Here is a 15,154-nt window from a genome sequence, read left to right as displayed (position 1 = left end):
TTCAGTCCTTTCCTGGTTTAAGGACACAGGAGGCCCAACCGAGGCCGACACCGAATCCTGAAACAAAAACGTTGGGTGCGCTTGTAGCGTCGAGGTCTGCCAGAACCAAGGGAATAGACGATGAGATCGTATTGCCATAGGTGGCGCAATGCAGGGTCTTGGGCGGGTCGATCTTCACACGCGCCGCAATCGTGTCGACGATGTATTTCGACCCGGGATGAAACACGAAAGCATCGACCTCATCCTTTTCAAGCCCGTTTTTCTCAAGCGTTGCTTTCACGCTCTTCGGCACATTCAGCGCGCAGAAATTGAACACGGCGCGACCGTTCATCCGCAACACCCCATCGGCATCCCGCTCCAGGGCGTGATGTGCAGACCCATCCGTGCCGCTGTCGAAGGCACCGATCTGCCAGTCGGCGCCCGGTTCGATCAGGGTCACTGTTGCGGCATCGCCGAAGATCATTGCAGTGTTCTTGTCGTCCTCACTCAACGACTTGGAATAGGGATCGGCCGTGAACAGCAGCGCCCGTTTGCCGCCGGTCGCGATCAGGTGGCCCTTCACCGTCGCCAGAGCCGACACATAGCCCGAACAGCCGAGAGAGATATCGAAGGCGAAGCAGGTTTTTGGCAGGCCCAGCTTGCCGTGGAGGATTGCGGAGGTATGGGGCAGCCCAAAACCGTCCGGGTGCTGAGTCACCACCACGATCAGATCGAGGCTTTCCGGATCGAGTGCCTCGCCGAGTTTTTCCGAAAGATGTTCATATGCGCGAACGCACATATCCGACGTCTCTTCCTCCGCTGCCTTGCGCGCCGTCTGCATAACCCCAATCTTGTCGCGCAACGCATCGGGCGAATACTCGAACCTCTCGATGCGGGCGCCGTTGTCCAGACGTGCAGATGGAATATAGGTTCCGATTGCCCGAACCGCGAAATCGTCATTCGCCATAGTAGATGACCTCTCCGTTCAACTCGCCATTCACCAGCAAGGCTGACTTGAAAACCCGGTGCCCGACATTGCCCTTCAGCTTCAACGTGATCGGGGCATCGTCAGACGGGAAACCCTTTGTCGAGATTTTTGCCGCGATCAGTTTCACGCCGGGATTGAGCACTTCGTTGATCAGCGCTTTGTTGCCCGAGATCACCCGATCGAAGAAAGTGAACCCCTTCAACGGCGCGACCTCACAGGCACCGCCGGAAACATCCACGGCTTTGGGAACCGCGTCCTCGTCATAGGCCACACGCGCCACAACAGGATGCGCCATATCTTCTGAAATCTCAAAGATCCTGCGGGCGCCATCCTCGTTGATGATGACATGACCCTGCCCCCCGGGCGCCACACCCTCCGCCAAAGGTGTAAAAACCAAGCGGTGCGCCATCCAGTGTTTCAGCACGATGTCGAAGGACTCGGCATCTGGCGCCCGATCCCGCCAATAATTGCAGATCGACCCGGAATGCACATATGTGCGGTTCTCGCGGAAGGGGAAGTCTACCCAGAACGGGGTAAGGTCCTGCAATGCCACGTCGATCCCCAGGCTATCAGCTCGGCGGCATCCGACCTCAACCGAACACAAGAGTCAACGCGCACTCGTCCCCCCTTCCCCCCGCGCCCGCCTCATGGCAGGGTCTCGCTCACGATCAGGGACAGGGCCGATGACGCTGAAGCTGCACAATTACTTCCGCTCCTCCACCTCCACCCGGCTGCGCGCGGCGTTGAACCTGAAGGGGCTCGCCTATGAGTATCTCGGCGTGCATCTGCCCAAAGGCGCGCATCGCGATCCGGATTATACCGAGATCAACCCGCAGGGCCTCGTGCCCGCGCTGGAGCTCGAAGACGGCACCGTGCTCACCCAATCGCTCGCCATCATGGAGTGGCTCGACGAGGCCCATCCGGCGCGCCCGCTCCTGCCCGCCGAGCCGAAGGCCCGCGCCCGGGTGCGCGCGCTCGGGCAGATGATCGCGCTGGAGATTCACCCGATCAACAACCTGAGGGTGCTCACCTATATCGACGCCACGTTCGGCGCCGGCGACTCAGGCAAGAGGGCGTGGGTCAACCACTGGGTCCACACCACCTTCGCCCCGCTCGAACAGATGCTGGCGGGCAGCGACCAGACCGGCACCTATTGCCATGGCGAGACGCCGGGCTATGCCGATTGCTGCCTCTATGCGCAGATGTGGAACAATGCCCGTTTCGAGGTCGATATGAGCCCCTATCCGGTGATCCGCCGCATCCACGCAGCGCTGGATGAATTGCCGGCTTTTGCCGATGCGGCGCCCGGCCGGCAGCCGGACGCGCTCTGATCTTCACCCTTGCGCAAATACTCCCGCCGGAGGCATGAAATCGGCCCGCGCGCCTAGCGCGGCGCCATGCGGATCGCGCCGTCGAGGCGGATCACCTCGGCGTTGAGCATGTCGTTGCGGGCGATATGCAGGGCGAGTTCGGCGAATTCCGCAGGCTTGCCCAGCCGCGACGGAAAGGGCACCTGCGCGCCGAGGCTCTTTTGCACCTCTTCCGGCAGCGAATACAGCATCGGGGTAAGGAAGATGCCCGGCGCGATGGTGTTGACCCGCACACCGTCGCGGGCAAGATCGCGGGCCATCGGCAGGGTCATCCCCACCACGCCGCCTTTCGAGGCGGAATAGGCCACCTGCCCCACCTGCCCCTCGAAGGCGGCGACGGAGGCGGTGTTGATGATCACCCCGCGCGCGCCGTCCTCATCCAGCGGATCGGCGGCAACCATGCCCTCGGCGGCAATGCTGGCGCAGATGAAGCTGCCGCCCAGATTGACGGTGATCGTCTTCATGAACATCGCCGGGTCATGCGCCACGCCTTTGGCGACGGTCTTGGCCGCCGGGCCGATCCCGGCGCAGTTCATCAGGATGCGCTCCTGCCCGTTGGCCGCGCGCACCTTCGCAAAGCCCGCCCGCACGCTTTCGGGGTCCGACACGTCGACCCGCGCGAAGGTGCCGCCCAGTTCGGAGGCCAGGGCCTCGCCCTGCGCCTCGTTGAGATCGAAGATCCCCACCGGCGCGCCGGCGGCGGCAAAGGCGCGGGCGACCGCTTCGCCAAGGCCCGAGGCCCCGCCCGTCACCACGATCGGCGTCTTGTCGGAAATCTGCATCGTTATCTCCCATACCTATTTGCGGCATCGGTAGCAGCCGCACCGCCGCCGGGCAATTGCTTTCCGCCTACTGGCCGGAGGCGCGCCGCGCGGTGTCGAGCGTCTCGGCAAAGCTCGTGCGCATCAGCGATACATCCGCGCCGACGCCCAGAAAGGTGATCCCCAGATCGGCATAATAGCCGAAATTGCCCGGATCGTAGTGGATGATCCCCGCCGCCTTGCCCGCCGCGCGGATGCGGCGCACGGCCCCGGCGATGGTCGCCACCACCTCGTCGGCGCCCGGATTTCCGGGATAGCCCATATCGGCCGAGAGATCGGCGGGGCCGATGAACACACAATCCACCCCCTCGACGGCAAGGATATCGTCGAGATTGTCGATGGCGCGGCGGGTTTCGGCCTGAACGATCACGCCGATCTGGCCATTGGCCGTGGTCGGGTAATCGGCCGTCCGGCCAAAGCCCGACACCCGCGCCACGCTGGCGCCAAGCCCGCGCACGCCCTCCGGCGCGTAACGGGTGGCGCGCACCACCTGCCCGGCCTGCGCCGCGGTATCGACCATCGGCACCAGAATCGTCTGCGCGCCGAGATCGAGCACCTGCTTGATCACCCAGTCTTCGCCAACGGGCACCCGCACCACGGCGCTGGTGCCGCCAAGCGCGAGCGCGCGCAGCTGGTCGGCGATGCCGACCGGATCGTAGGGCGCGTGCTCGGCGTCGATCAGGCACCAGTCGAAGCCGGTCGCACCGGCGATCTCGCTCACCAGCGCGGAGCCGGAATTGAGCCAGAGGCCGATCTGCATCCGGCCTTCGTTCAGCGCGGTTTTCAGGCGGTTTTCGGGGGCGGGCATCGGCGGTCCTCCAGATGAACAACGCCCGACCCCTACACCGGGGGCCGGGCGCCGATCAATCGAAAGCCGGCAGGCTCAGAGGTAATCCGAACGCTGCAACCCGTATTTCGCCATCTTCTCGTTGAGGGTCCGGCGCGGCAGGCACAGCTCTTCCATCACCCCCACGATCGACCCCTTGTGGCGGCGCATCGTGTTGTCGATCAGCATCCGCTCGAAGGCTTCGACATATTCCTTGAGCGGCTTGCCCTCGGTGGTGATCGTGGTGGCCTGCACATCGTCATGATCGTTCATCAGCAGCGACGAGATCGTGCCCGAGCCGCGCCGCGATTGCAGCACGGCGCGCTCGGCGATGTTGATGAGCTGGCGGATATTGCCCGGCCAGGGCGCCTGCAGAAGCTGCGCCGCCTCCTGCGCCGTCACCGTCGGCGCGGCGCAGCCGTATTCCTCGGCGAACTGGTCGGCAAAGCCGGTGAACAGCATCAGGATATCCTCGCCGCGCTGCCTGAGCGGCGGCAGGGTGATCTTCATCTGCGCCAGCCGGTAGAACAGATCGGGCCTGAGCGCCTCTTCGCAGGTCTTGCCCGCCTCCTGCACGTTGCACACGGCGACGACGCGGGTTTCGGGCGGATTGCCCTGATCGTTGATCCAGGCGAGCAGCTTGGCCTGCAGCCCGATCGGCAGAGATTCGATATCTTCCAGCACCAGCGTGCCACCGCGCGCCTGTTCGACGTAAGGCTGCTGGCCGCCATCGTCCATCGGGCCAAAGAGCTTGGTGGCAAGCTCTTCCTCGTCCTGCCCGGCGAGGCGCACCACCACGAATTTGCGGCCGGCCTTGGCCCCCACCGCGTGCAGCGCATGGGCGACGAGCGTTTTGCCGGTGCCGGTTTCGCCGTCGATCAGCACATGGCCATCGGCCTGGCCGATATCGAGAATGTCTTCGCGCAGCCGCTCCATCACCGGGCTGGCGCCGATCAGCTTTTTCATGATCGTCGAGCCATCGCCCAGCTCGCGGCGCAGGGCGCGGGCATCGAGCGTCATCCGGCGCGATTGCGTGGCCTTCTTGGCCAGCTCCGTCATCCGGTCGGGGTTGAAGGGCTTTTCGAGGAAGTCATAAGCCCCGACCCGCATCGCCTCCACCGCCATCGGCACATCGCCATGGCCGGTGATCATGATCACCGGCAGCGCCGAATCGACGCTCATCAGCTTCTTGAGAAAGGCCATCCCGTCCATGCCGGGCATCCGGATATCGGAAATCACCACGCCGGGGTAATCGGTGCCCACGGTTTTCAACGCCTCTTCGGCGGAGGGGTAAGTCTCGGTATCGAAACCCGAGAGCGCCAGCCACTGGCTGATGGATTGGCGCATATCCTGTTCGTCGTCGACGATTGCGATCTTCATTGCCTGTGCCATTGTCTCTACCCTCTGGCCCCCCTTGGGCCGAAATATCCGGGCCTATCCCTCCCGGCAGGAGCCCGCGCGCTCATTCGGCCGCTTCGACTCCCGTCTCTTTGTCATGTTTGCTGCCTTTCAAGATAGGCAATTCCACCTCGAATACAGCCCCCCCCGTGGTTCCGTTGCGCGCCGTCAGCCGGCCGCCGAGGTCGGTGACGATGCCGGAGGAGATCGCAAGGCCAAGGCCCACACCGTCGCCGGGGGCCTTGGTGGTGTAGAACGGTTCGAAGAGTTTATCGAGATCGGCGACGCCGGGGCCGTTATCGCGCACCGAGATCCGCGCGCTGTCATCGGCGGTCAGCAGGATATCCACCTGCGGCTGGTCGACGGATTTGGTCGCGTCGATGGCGTTGCGCAGCAGATTGATCAGCACCTGTTCCAGCCGCACCCGGTCGGCCTCGACGATCACCGGCTCGCGCGGCACGTTGCGGGTGATGCGCACCTGCCGGCGTTTGAGCTGCGGCTCCATCATGCTCAGCGCGGTCGACACCGACTGGCGCACGTCGATCGGCTCGAAGGCGTCGCCCCCCTTGCGGGCATAGCTCTTGAGCTGGCGGGTGATCGCGCCCATGCGCTCGATCAGATCGTCGATCCGCTGGAAGCTGGAAAGCGCCTCTTCGGGCCGCTTGCGCTGGAGCAGCAGCTTGGCCCCGGCCAGATAGGTCTTCATCGCCGCGAGCGGCTGGTTGAGTTCATGGCTGACCGCCGCCGACATCTCGCCAAGCGCGGCCAGCTTCGAGCTTTGCGCCAGCGTCTGCTCGGCCACCTGCAGATGCGCCTCGGCCTTCTGGCGCTCCGACACTTCGCGCTGGAGCGCGGCGTTCAGTTCGCGCAACTCCGCGGATTCGAGCTGGAACAGCATCGAGCGCGAGGTGGCGCGGCGGGAAATGACATAGAAGGTGAAGGCCAGCAGGATGGCAAAGCCCATGATCTCCAGCGCCAGCACCCCGTTCACCCGCTCGCGCACCGAGGCGTAGGTGGTGAACGAGGTCATCCGCCAGCCCTGAAACGGGATGCGCGCATCCTGCCGCAGCACCGAATCGCCGGTAAAGAAGGCCTCGGCCGGCAGCGAGGCCCAGTTGGCCGTCGCCTCGATGGCGCGCTGGATGGCCGAGGTCGGCGCGACCAGCCCCAGCGCCTCCTGCTCCGAGAGCCCGCGCCATTTCGGCTCGGTCGAGAGGATGATGCGCCCCTCGCTGTCGCTCACCAGCACCGCGTCGGAAATCCCGGCCCAGCTCGCCTCGAACTTGGCAAGGTCGACCTCGACCACGATCACCCCGATCAGCTGGCCGCTATTCTCGATCTTGCGCGAATAGGTGAAGTAGAAGCCGCCCGCCTCGGTCTGGGTGGTGGTGAAGACCGTATCGGAATTGCGCAGCGAATTGACGAAGAAGGGCGCCTGGCGCAGCGTCTCGCCCAGCCGTTCGCGCACCGTCGCCGCCACCGTGCGCCCATCGGCGTCGAGCAGCATCAGAGAGGCGGCGCCGATCTCCTCCCGGTACGAGATGAGGCGCTGCGACGAGGCGGTATAATCCTTTGAATTCAGCGCGTTGATCAAAGCCGGATCGCGCGAGAGCAGGAGCGGCACCACCGAATTGCGCTGCAATTCCGAGATCAGGTTGCCGGAATAGAGCGCGCTGCGCAGCTCGGCGCGGGTCCGGGTGGTTTCGGTATACCGCTCGGTCAGCCAGACATTGGACACCCAGACCACCGCCACGGCGAGCGAGATCAGCACGATCAGCACCAGCCGGGCGCGCAGCGACATGCGCTGGGGCACCGGCAGCGCGGGCGCCTTGCGCTCGGGCGTGGAAGTCTGGGCGATAGCCATGCCGCGACGATACACTTTGGCGTCACGCCGCCACAAGTCAGGCCGAGACGAGACCCTCGGCCAACGAGCGGAACATTGCCACCCCGTCGGTGCCGCCATGCGCCGCGTCAACCGCGCGCTCGGGGTGCGGCATCATCCCCAGCACCCGCCGGTTGGCCGACAGAACCCCGGCGATATCGGCGGTGGAACCGTTGGGATTATCGGCATAGGTGAAGGCGATCCGGTCTTCCGCGCGCAATTGCGCAAGCGTCGCCTCATCCACCTGGTAATTGCCGTCATGATGGGCGACGGGCACGGTCAGCCCCTGCCCCTTCTGATAGCCGCCGGTAAAGGCGCTGTCGGTGGTTTCTACAATGAGTTCAACGGGTTTGCAGATGAACTTGAGATTGGAGTTGCGCATCAGTGCGCCGGGCAGCAAGCCGGTTTCGGTCAACACCTGAAAGCCGTTGCACACGCCCAGCACATAGCCGCCGCGCCCGGCATGGGCGGCAACCGACCGGCTGATCGGGCTCTTGGCCGCAATCGCGCCGCAGCGCAGGTAATCGCCGAAGGAAAAGCCGCCCGGAATGCCGACAATGTCGGTGCCCTCCGGCAGATGATCGTCCTTGTGCCAGACCATGGTCACATCGGCGCCCGCCCGCTCGAAGGCCACCGCCAGATCGCGGTCGCAATTGGAACCGGGGAAGACGATGACAGCGGCGCGCATCAGCCCAGCACCTCGATGGCGTAATTCTCGATCACCGTATTGGCGAGCAGCTTCTCGCACATGTCCCTGATCGTGTCTTCGCTGGTGCCCTCGGCCACGTCGAGCTCGATCACCTTGCCCTGGCGCACCTTCCCGACACCCTCGAAGCCAAGCGAGCCGAGCGCATGGCGCACCGCCTCGCCCTGCGGGTCGAGCACCCCGGTTTTCAGCATCACATCGACACGGACTTTCATGAGGCGCACTCCTTCGATTCCCTGCGGGGACACTTCGTTGCCGCCTCTTTACAGGACGTCTCGGGCCAGCGGTAGACCCGCGCCTCCTTCTTCGTTCCGAAAATACCTTGCAGGGGGTCCGGGGGATGCAAAATCCCCCGGCTCCGGCCGGCTCAGTTGATCAGCGTCGGCTTGGTCGGCGCGTGGGTCACGTTCGAGGGCAGCACACCGAGCCGGCGGGCCACCTCGGTATAGGCATCGGTAAGATTGCCCAGATCGCGGCGGAACACGTCCTTGTCGAGCTTCTGGCCGGTTTCCACATCCCACAGCCGGCAAGAATCGGGGCTGATCTCGTCGGCCACGATCAGGCGCATGTAATCATTGTCCCAGACCCGGCCGATCTCGATCTTGAAGTCGATCAGCTTGATGCCGACACCGAACATCACCCCGGACATGAAATCGTTCACCCGGAGCGCCAGCGCTACGATATCGTCCAGATCCTGCTGCGTCGCCCAGCCGAAGGCGATGATATATTCCTCCGGCACCAGCGGATCGCCAAGCGCATCGTCCTTGTAGGAGAACTCGACGATCGGCCGGGGCAGCGGCGTGCCCTCTTCCAGCCCGAGCCGCTTGGCCATCGACCCGGCGGCGAAGTTGCGCACGATCACTTCCAGCGGGATGATCTCCACCTGCCGGATCAGCTGCTCGCGCATGTTGAGCCGCTTGATGAAGTGGTTCGGCACGCCGATATTGGCCAGCCCGGTCATGAAAAACTCGCTCAGGCGGTTGTTCAGCACGCCCTTGCCCTCGATCGTCGCCTTCTTCTCGGCGTTAAAGGCGGTGGCGTCATCCTTGAAATATTGCACGAGGGTGCCGGGTTCCGGTCCTTCGTAGAGGATTTTGGCCTTGCCTTCGTAGAGCTTTTTGCGTCGTGCCATTGGCGTGCCTTCTCGCTAGCGGGGGTCAACACCCCGTTCGCGCCGTATAGTCCAATGCCCCTTGGCCCGCAAGCAGGGGCGGGGTTGCGCCCGGGCGCCGCGGCGAGGGACAAAATGGTTGCGCTCACGGGGTTGCCTGCCGCCGCGGGCGCGGGCATATGGTGAATGAGGATGAAACTGGGGGCCACAGATGACCACCTTCGACGATCGCGAAAATGCATATGAAAACAAGTTCGCTCACGATGCCGAGCTGAACTTCAAGGCCGAAGCGCGCTGCAACAAGCTGCTCGCCATCTGGGCCGCCGAAAAGCTCGGCAAGAATGAAGACGAAACAAAGGCTTACATCACCGAGGTGATCAAGTCTGATTTCGAGGAAGCCGGCCATGACGACGTGATCCGCAAGGTCGCGGGCGATCTCGGCGGGGCCTCGTCGGAAGACGAAGTGCGCGCCAAGCGCGCCGAGTTCATCATCGTCGCCCGTGAGCAGGTGCTGAGCGAGGCCTGACCGCCGCCCTGCCCGGGCCAAAGAGATTCGGAAAAAAAGCACGCCGGCCCCGCCCGGCGTGCTTTTTTCGTCCATTTTGAAATGTTAACCGGCCCTTCGCCCCCCCCTGCTAGACCCCGGACCGGGTCACAGGGGGGCGCCAATGCCAGATATGCCGGATCGAAGTTCTGCCACCGGGGCGCACGGAGCGGCGCTCGCCCGGGCCATCGGTCTGCGCCAGATTCTGCCGCTCGCGGTGCTCGCCGCCATCTTCTGGGCGATGTGGGACAGGCTGGGCGCCCTCGATCCGGCCCGCATCGGCGCGGCGCTGGCGAGCGTGACGCCGGACCAATGGGCGATCGGCGCGATCTTCACAGGGGTGAGCTTCTGGGCCGTGGGCCGGTATGACGCGGTGGCGCACCGGCTGGCCGACAGCCCCGTGCCCGCCCGCGCGGCGGTGACGAGCGGGGCCGCCGCCATCGCCGTGGCGCAAACCCTCGGCATGGGCACGCTCACCGGCGCGCTCGCCCGCTGGCGGCTGTTGCCCGCGCTCACGCTCTGGCAGGCGATGCGGCTGTCGCTCTTCGTCTCGCTCTCCTTTCTCGCCGGCTGGGCGCTGCTCGCCTCTTTCGCCGCGCTCGCCCTGCCCCTGCCCGGCGGGCTGGCTCTGGCGCTGACGGTCTGGGCCGGGGCGGCGGCGCTGGTGGCGCTGTCGCTCCTGCGGCCCCGCTTCGCCCGCCATCTGCCGCCGCTCCGCGCGATGGCGGCGATCCTCGGCCTCACGGCGCTCGATACGCTGGCGGCGGGCACGGTGCTCTGGGCGCTCATCCCCGCCGACCTCGCGGTGCCGCCCGGCCCGGTGCTGGCGGCCTATCTGCTCGCCCTCGGCGCGGGGCTGGTGCTGACCACACCGGGCGGGGTCGGCCCGTTCGAACTGGCCCTGCTCGCGCTGCTGCCGGATCTGCCCGAAGAACCGCTGCTTGCCGCCGTGATCGCCTACCGCGTGCTCTACTACGCCCTGCCCGCCCTGATCGGAGGGGTCCTGCTGCTGCGCGGGCCGGGCGCGGCCCTGGCCCCCGCCCCACCGTTGCGCGCGCCCCGGATCGACCGGCGCGCCAGCGCGCCGCAGCTGCCCTTTCTCGTCGATGCGATGATTGCACGGGCCCCGCGCGCCGAGGCCGCGCTCCTGCGTCACGGGCGGCTCGGCCTGCTGACCGACGCCGCGGGCCGCCCCACCGCCCTGGCCGCCGAGACCGGGCAGGCGCTGGTGCTCGTCTGCGACCCGCTGCGGCGCGAGGCCGATCCGGCGGCGGTGATCGCGCTGGCCGAACAGGCGGCGCGCCGGCGCTTCCGCGCGCCGGTGCTCTACAAGGCGGGCGCCCGGCTCGCCGCCGCGGCGCGGGCGCGGGGCTGGGTGGTGCTGCCGGTCGCGCAGGAAGCCTGGCTCGATCCGCGCGGCTTCACCCCCGATGGCCCGGCCCGCCGCCAGTTGCGCCGCAAGCTGCGCGCCGCCGAAGCGGCGGCGGTGACCATCCGCATCCCCGGCCCCGCCGCGCCCCTGCCGCTGGCCGAGATGGACCGGATCGCCGCCCGGTGGGCCAGAGCGCATGGCGGCGAGCGCGGCTTTTCCATGGGCACCTGGCGGGCCGACACATTGCCCTGGGCGCAGGTGCTCCTCGCCCATGATTCTACCGGGAAACTGGTGGCTTTTCTCACCCTCCATGCCAATGAAAACGAGCAGGCCATCGACCTCATGCGCAGCGCGCCCGACGCGCCCGAAGGCACGATGCAGGCCCTCGTCACCGCCGCCATCGCTGCCGCCGGCGCGGCAGGCCTGCCCAGGTTTTCGCTCGCCGCCGTGCCCCTCGCCGCCGATCCCGGCGATGGCCCCGCGCTCCGCCGCCTGCGCGGCCAGCTCGCCCGCCGCTCCGGCAGCGCCGGGCTGCGCCAGTTCAAAGCCGCGTTCGCCCCGCATTGGGAACCGCTCTATGCCGCCGCCCCGTCGCGGCGCGCACTCGTCCTCGGCGCGCTCGATCTGGCCCGCGAAATCGCGCCGGCAGGCCGGCGCCGCTCATGATCTTGTTGCAGGATTGCGATTTGCCAGCAGGGGCGTTTCATGGCAGGAAGCGCACGAACCCTGAGACCAGAAAGGCCGATGGCATGACCCAGGACGCGCTGAGCCGGATGCTCGCGGAAAAGGATTGGCTGATGGCGGACGGCGCCACCGGCACGACGCTGTTCAATATGGGGCTGACCTCCGGCGAGGCGCCGGAATTGTGGAATGTCGACCAGCCCGACAATATCCGCGCGCTCTACCAGGGGGCGGTGGATGCCGGGTCCGACATCTTCCTGACCAATTCCTTCGGCGGCACCGCCGCGCGGCTGAAACTGCATGACGCCCAAAGCCGCGTGGGCGAACTCAACCGCATCGCCGCCGAACTGGGCCGTGAGGTGGCCGACAAGGCCGGGCGCACGGTGATCGTCGCGGGATCCATGGGGCCGACCGGCGAGATCATGGAGCCGATGGGGCCGCTCAGCTTCGACGGCGCGGTGGAGATGTTTCACGAACAGGCCGAAGCGCTGAAAGCCGGCGGAGCGGATGTGCTCTGGGTCGAGACGATCTCGGCCGCCGACGAATACAAGGCCGCCGGGCGCGCCGCCGAACTGGCGGGAATGCCCTGGGTCGGCACGATGAGTTTCGACACCGCCGGGCGCACGATGATGGGCGTCACCTCGACCGATCTCGCCGCCCTTGTCGAGACCATCGCCAACCCGCCGCTCGCCTTCGGGGCGAATTGCGGCGTCGGCGCCTCGGACCTGCTGCGCACGATCCTCGGCTTCGCCGCCTCCGGCACCGAGCGCCCGATCGTGGCCAAGGGCAATGCCGGCATCCCGAAATATGTCGATGGCGAGATCGAATACGATGGCACCCCGGCGCTGATGGCCGATTACGCCCAGCTCGCCCGCGATTGTGGCGCCAGGATCATCGGCGGCTGCTGCGGCACCACCCCCGAACATCTGCGCGCGATGCGCGAAGCGCTGGAGACCCGCCCGAAAGCCGACACCAAGCCGACGCTCGACGAGATCGTCGAAAAGCTCGGCGCCTTTTCCTCCGCCAGCGACGGCACGGCCCATAGCTGCGCCCTGCATCCGCCGAAGCAGCGCGAACGGCGCGGGCGGCGGCGGCGGCCGGAGTAAGCTTTCGCCCCGCTGAAGCGGGCCGACCGAGGCGGGGGCTCTGCCCCCGCACCCCCGGGATATTTACGGCAAGATGAAAGAGGCGCGACGCTGCTCCTTTTTCTTGGCTCAAATACTCATTGCCTCCCCGGACCCGCTGAATTGGCGGTCAGAACAGGTCAAGCTGGTCGCCCACCTTTGGCGGCACGCGGAACAGATCCGTCCTCAGCGCCGGCAATCCGGTGGCGAGGCCCAGCCGTTTGACGGCGAGGCGGAAGCGCTGGCCGATCAGCTCGGCATAGGGCCCCTCGCCGCGCATCCGGTGGCCCCAGTCGGCGCGGTAATCCTGCCCGCCATGCATTTCACGCAGCCGCGCCATCACCCGGGCCGCCCGGCCGTGGTAATGCTCGTCCAGCCAGTCGCGAAACAGCGGCGACACTTCGCGCGGCAGGCGCAACATGATCCAGCTTGCCGCCCGCGCACCGGCCTGCGCCCCGGCGGCAAGGATCGCTTCCAGCTCCGGGTCGGTCAGCGCCGGGATCACCGGGGCCACCATGGCGCGCACCGGAATGCCCGCCTCGCTGAGCGCGCGGATCATCGCCAGGCGGCGCGCCGGCGCCGGTGCGCGCGGCTCCATCCGGCGGGCAAGCGCCGCGTCCAGCGTCGTTACCGAAACACCAACCTGCACCAGCCCCTGCCCGGCCATCTCGGACAGGATGTCGAGATCGCGCTCGATCAGCGCGCCTCTCGTGACGATGGCGACGGGATGGCGGTGGGCCGCCAGCACCTCCAGCACACCGCGCATCGCCCGCGCATCGCGCTCCACCGGCTGATAGGGATCGGTATTGGTGCCGATGGCGAGCACGCCGGGCCGGTAGCTCGGCCGCGCCAATTCGCGCGCCAGCACCGCACCGATGCCGGGGCGCACCACCAGCCGGGTTTCGAAATCGAGCCCCGGCGACAGGCCGAGCCAGGCATGGCTGGGCCGGGCGAAGCAATAGATGCAGCCATGTTCGCAGCCACGATAGGGGTTGAGCGAGCGGTCAAACGCCACATCGGGCGAGCTGTTGCGGGTGATCGCCCGGCGCGGGCGTTCCTCCCGCGTGACCGTGCGCAGGATGGCTGGCGCGTCGCGCTCCCAGCCATCCGCCACCGCCACCCGGGTCTCGCGCTCATAGCGGCCGGTTTCGTTCGTCGCCGCCCCCCGCCCGCGCCGCGCCTCGGGCGCCACTTTGTGCAATTCGCTCTCATCCATCGCGAAATCATCGAACAAAACGGGAACATATTCAACCGGCTCATGTTTGCGATGAGTATTTTTCGCTCAAGCCTGCGCGATTTCAGGTCTATAAGTCGGCGACGGGCCCGGCTGTGTCGCAAACCGGATATTGCGTTTCGTGCGCTGCGGCACTCTCGGGAAGAAGCGCGACAGGCCGCCGGGCGGCCCCATCCATGAGGACACCATGGCGGACGAAGAAGACGACATCATCCTTTCGGAGCTCGATGACGAAGAGCTTGTGCTGCAGATGCACGACGACCTCTATGACGGCCTCAAGGACGAAATCGAGGAAGGCACGCAGATTCTGCTTGGCCGCGGCTGGGCGCCCTACAAGGTGCTCACCGAGGCGCTGGTCTCGGGGATGAAGGTGGTCGGCGACGATTTCCGCGACGGCATCCTGTTCGTGCCGGAAGTGCTGCTCGCGGCCAACGCGATGAAGGCCGGCATGGCGATCCTGAAGCCGCTGCTGGCCGAAACCGGCGCGCCCACGATCGGCCGCGTGGTGATCGGCACGGTGAAGGGCGATATCCACGATATCGGCCAGAACCTGGTGACGATGATGATGGAGGGCGCCGGCTTCGAGGTGAAGAATATCGGCATCAACAACCCGGTCGAGGATTACATCGCCGCGCTGGAAGAGTTCGATGCCGATTTCCTCGGCATGTCGGCACTGCTCACCACCACCATGCCTTACATGAAGGTGGTGATCGACACGCTGGTCGAGGAAGGCAAGCGCGACAAATATATCGTGCTGGTCGGCGGTGCGCCGCTGAACGAGGAATTCGGCAAGGCGATCGGGGCCGATGCCTATTGCCGCGATGCCGCGGTCGCGGTGGAAACCGCCAAGGCGCTGATCGCCCGAAAGCACAACCAGATCGGGGCCTAACCCATTGGGCCGCAAGGTCTTCCTCGGGTTTCTCGCGCTCGCTTCGGCGGCGCTGGCCATCTTCGTTCTGGCCGAAGCGCTGGTGCATGACGCGCTCTCACGCTCGGTGATTTATGCGGTTCTGCCTCTGGTGATGATTTTCGCTGTGGCCTGGCAAAGTTTACGTAAGGGAAAGGACTGACTTGCCTGACTGGCCGCCGTCCCCCATGTTCTAGGGGAAAGGAGACCG

Annotated in this window: 16 protein-coding genes; 6 read left to right on the top strand and 10 right to left on the bottom strand. The window is 66.3% G+C overall.

Annotated elements, in window-relative coordinates; all coding sequences use genetic code 11:
* Position 1 precedes the first annotated feature (1 nt).
* Together QMG28_RS09505 and QMG28_RS09500 are read right to left on the bottom strand one after the other, a co-directional pair.
* Positions 2–946, bottom strand: coding sequence for a ketoacyl-ACP synthase III (locus tag QMG28_RS09505; protein WP_281842002.1), 945 nt, complete (start codon positions 944–946; stop codon positions 2–4).
* The gene (locus QMG28_RS09500) at positions 936–1,520 is read right to left on the bottom strand and encodes a hypothetical protein (RefSeq protein ID WP_281842000.1); all 585 of its coding nucleotides are present in this window, start codon (positions 1,518–1,520) and stop codon (positions 936–938) included. The genes QMG28_RS09505 and QMG28_RS09500 overlap by 11 nt, the downstream gene beginning before the upstream one ends.
* Before the next feature lie 130 nt (positions 1,521–1,650).
* Here QMG28_RS09500 and maiA point away from each other — a divergent pair, with 130 nt between their 5' ends.
* Entirely contained in the window at positions 1,651–2,298 is a 648-nt protein-coding gene (gene maiA, locus QMG28_RS09495; protein ID WP_281841999.1) for a maleylacetoacetate isomerase, read from the top strand.
* A 53-nt stretch (positions 2,299–2,351) separates the two neighbouring features.
* Here maiA and QMG28_RS09490 read toward each other — a convergent pair whose 3' ends face one another.
* The 7 genes from QMG28_RS09490 to purC all read right to left on the bottom strand — a co-directional run bounded on the left by QMG28_RS09490 (position 2,352) and on the right by purC (position 9,102).
* Entirely contained in the window at positions 2,352–3,119 is a 768-nt protein-coding gene (locus QMG28_RS09490; RefSeq protein ID WP_281841998.1) for an SDR family NAD(P)-dependent oxidoreductase, read from the bottom strand.
* A 67-nt stretch (positions 3,120–3,186) separates the two neighbouring features.
* Entirely contained in the window at positions 3,187–3,966 is a 780-nt protein-coding gene (locus QMG28_RS09485) for an HpcH/HpaI aldolase family protein (RefSeq protein ID WP_281841997.1), read from the bottom strand.
* 75 nt (positions 3,967–4,041) lie between these two features.
* A complete protein-coding gene (locus QMG28_RS09480) occupies positions 4,042–5,376 on the bottom strand; it encodes a sigma-54-dependent transcriptional regulator (RefSeq protein ID WP_281841995.1) in 1,335 nt (444 codons plus the stop codon).
* Positions 5,377–5,446: 70 nt separating this feature from the next.
* Positions 5,447–7,183: a sensor histidine kinase gene (locus QMG28_RS09475; protein WP_281842050.1), complete on the bottom strand. Its 1,737-nt coding sequence runs from the start codon at positions 7,181–7,183 to the stop codon at positions 5,447–5,449.
* Positions 7,184–7,283: 100 nt separating this feature from the next.
* A complete protein-coding gene (gene purQ / locus QMG28_RS09470; RefSeq protein WP_281841994.1) occupies positions 7,284–7,952 on the bottom strand; it encodes a phosphoribosylformylglycinamidine synthase subunit PurQ in 669 nt (222 codons plus the stop codon).
* Positions 7,952–8,185 carry a phosphoribosylformylglycinamidine synthase subunit PurS gene (purS, locus tag QMG28_RS09465; protein ID WP_281841992.1) on the bottom strand — a complete coding sequence of 78 codons (234 nt, stop codon included), beginning with the start codon at positions 8,183–8,185 and terminating at the stop codon, positions 7,952–7,954. Before purS ends, purQ begins: the two co-directional genes overlap by 1 nt.
* A 152-nt stretch (positions 8,186–8,337) precedes the next feature.
* Positions 8,338–9,102 carry a phosphoribosylaminoimidazolesuccinocarboxamide synthase gene (purC, locus tag QMG28_RS09460; protein ID WP_281841991.1) on the bottom strand — a complete coding sequence of 255 codons (765 nt, stop codon included), beginning with the start codon at positions 9,100–9,102 and terminating at the stop codon, positions 8,338–8,340.
* Between the two features lie 190 nt (positions 9,103–9,292).
* On the opposite strand from purC, the gene QMG28_RS09455 reads away from it, so the two are divergent.
* The 3 genes from QMG28_RS09455 (at position 9,293) to bmt (ending at position 12,784) form a co-directional block, all read left to right on the top strand.
* Complete coding sequence (locus QMG28_RS09455; RefSeq protein ID WP_281841989.1) at positions 9,293–9,607, top strand: DUF1476 domain-containing protein; 315 nt, start codon at positions 9,293–9,295, stop codon at positions 9,605–9,607.
* A 142-nt stretch (positions 9,608–9,749) separates the two neighbouring features.
* The gene (locus QMG28_RS09450) at positions 9,750–11,663 is read left to right on the top strand and encodes a phosphatidylglycerol lysyltransferase domain-containing protein (protein WP_281841988.1); all 1,914 of its coding nucleotides are present in this window, start codon (positions 9,750–9,752) and stop codon (positions 11,661–11,663) included.
* 83 nt (positions 11,664–11,746) lie between these two features.
* Complete coding sequence (bmt, locus tag QMG28_RS09445) at positions 11,747–12,784, top strand: betaine--homocysteine S-methyltransferase (RefSeq protein ID WP_281841987.1); 1,038 nt, start codon at positions 11,747–11,749, stop codon at positions 12,782–12,784.
* A gap of 148 nt (positions 12,785–12,932) precedes the next feature.
* On the opposite strand, the gene QMG28_RS09440 is transcribed toward bmt, so the two are convergent.
* Positions 12,933–14,018 (bottom strand): PA0069 family radical SAM protein, encoded by a 1,086-nt coding sequence (locus tag QMG28_RS09440; RefSeq protein WP_281841986.1) that lies wholly within the window; start codon positions 14,016–14,018, stop codon positions 12,933–12,935.
* Positions 14,019–14,223: 205 nt separating this feature from the next.
* Between QMG28_RS09440 and QMG28_RS09435 the strand changes: the two genes are divergently transcribed.
* Together QMG28_RS09435 and QMG28_RS09430 are read left to right on the top strand one after the other, a co-directional pair.
* Entirely contained in the window at positions 14,224–14,925 is a 702-nt protein-coding gene (locus QMG28_RS09435) for a corrinoid protein (RefSeq protein WP_281841985.1), read from the top strand.
* Positions 14,926–14,929: 4 nt separating this feature from the next.
* Positions 14,930–15,106 (top strand): hypothetical protein, encoded by a 177-nt coding sequence (locus QMG28_RS09430; protein ID WP_281841984.1) that lies wholly within the window; start codon positions 14,930–14,932, stop codon positions 15,104–15,106.
* The last annotated feature ends 48 nt before the right edge of the window (positions 15,107–15,154 follow it).

It is taken from the genome of Sinisalibacter aestuarii, from assembly GCF_027923545.1.
GTDB classification, from domain to species: Bacteria; Pseudomonadota; Alphaproteobacteria; order Rhodobacterales; family Rhodobacteraceae; genus Sinisalibacter; species Sinisalibacter aestuarii.
This window is presented reverse-complemented; position numbering and strand designations above follow the sequence as displayed.

Coding starts and splice junctions, on each gene's coding strand:
- QMG28_RS09505 (WP_281842002.1), bottom strand. CDS start 946: ATGGCGAATGACGATTTCGCGGTTCGGGCAATCGGAACCTATATTCCA.
- maiA (WP_281841999.1), top strand. CDS start 1,651: ATGACGCTGAAGCTGCACAATTACTTCCGCTCCTCCACCTCCACCCGG.
- QMG28_RS09490 (WP_281841998.1), bottom strand. CDS start 3,119: ATGCAGATTTCCGACAAGACGCCGATCGTGGTGACGGGCGGGGCCTCG.
- QMG28_RS09485 (WP_281841997.1), bottom strand. CDS start 3,966: ATGCCCGCCCCCGAAAACCGCCTGAAAACCGCGCTGAACGAAGGCCGG.
- QMG28_RS09480 (WP_281841995.1), bottom strand. CDS start 5,376: ATGGCACAGGCAATGAAGATCGCAATCGTCGACGACGAACAGGATATG.
- QMG28_RS09475 (WP_281842050.1), bottom strand. CDS start 7,183: ATGTCGCTGCGCGCCCGGCTGGTGCTGATCGTGCTGATCTCGCTCGCC.
- purQ (WP_281841994.1), bottom strand. CDS start 7,952: ATGCGCGCCGCTGTCATCGTCTTCCCCGGTTCCAATTGCGACCGCGAT.
- purS (WP_281841992.1), bottom strand. CDS start 8,185: ATGAAAGTCCGTGTCGATGTGATGCTGAAAACCGGGGTGCTCGACCCG.
- purC (WP_281841991.1), bottom strand. CDS start 9,102: ATGGCACGACGCAAAAAGCTCTACGAAGGCAAGGCCAAAATCCTCTAC.
- QMG28_RS09455 (WP_281841989.1), top strand. CDS start 9,293: ATGACCACCTTCGACGATCGCGAAAATGCATATGAAAACAAGTTCGCT.
- QMG28_RS09450 (WP_281841988.1), top strand. CDS start 9,750: ATGCCAGATATGCCGGATCGAAGTTCTGCCACCGGGGCGCACGGAGCG.
- bmt (WP_281841987.1), top strand. CDS start 11,747: ATGACCCAGGACGCGCTGAGCCGGATGCTCGCGGAAAAGGATTGGCTG.
- QMG28_RS09440 (WP_281841986.1), bottom strand. CDS start 14,018: ATGGATGAGAGCGAATTGCACAAAGTGGCGCCCGAGGCGCGGCGCGGG.
- QMG28_RS09435 (WP_281841985.1), top strand. CDS start 14,224: ATGGCGGACGAAGAAGACGACATCATCCTTTCGGAGCTCGATGACGAA.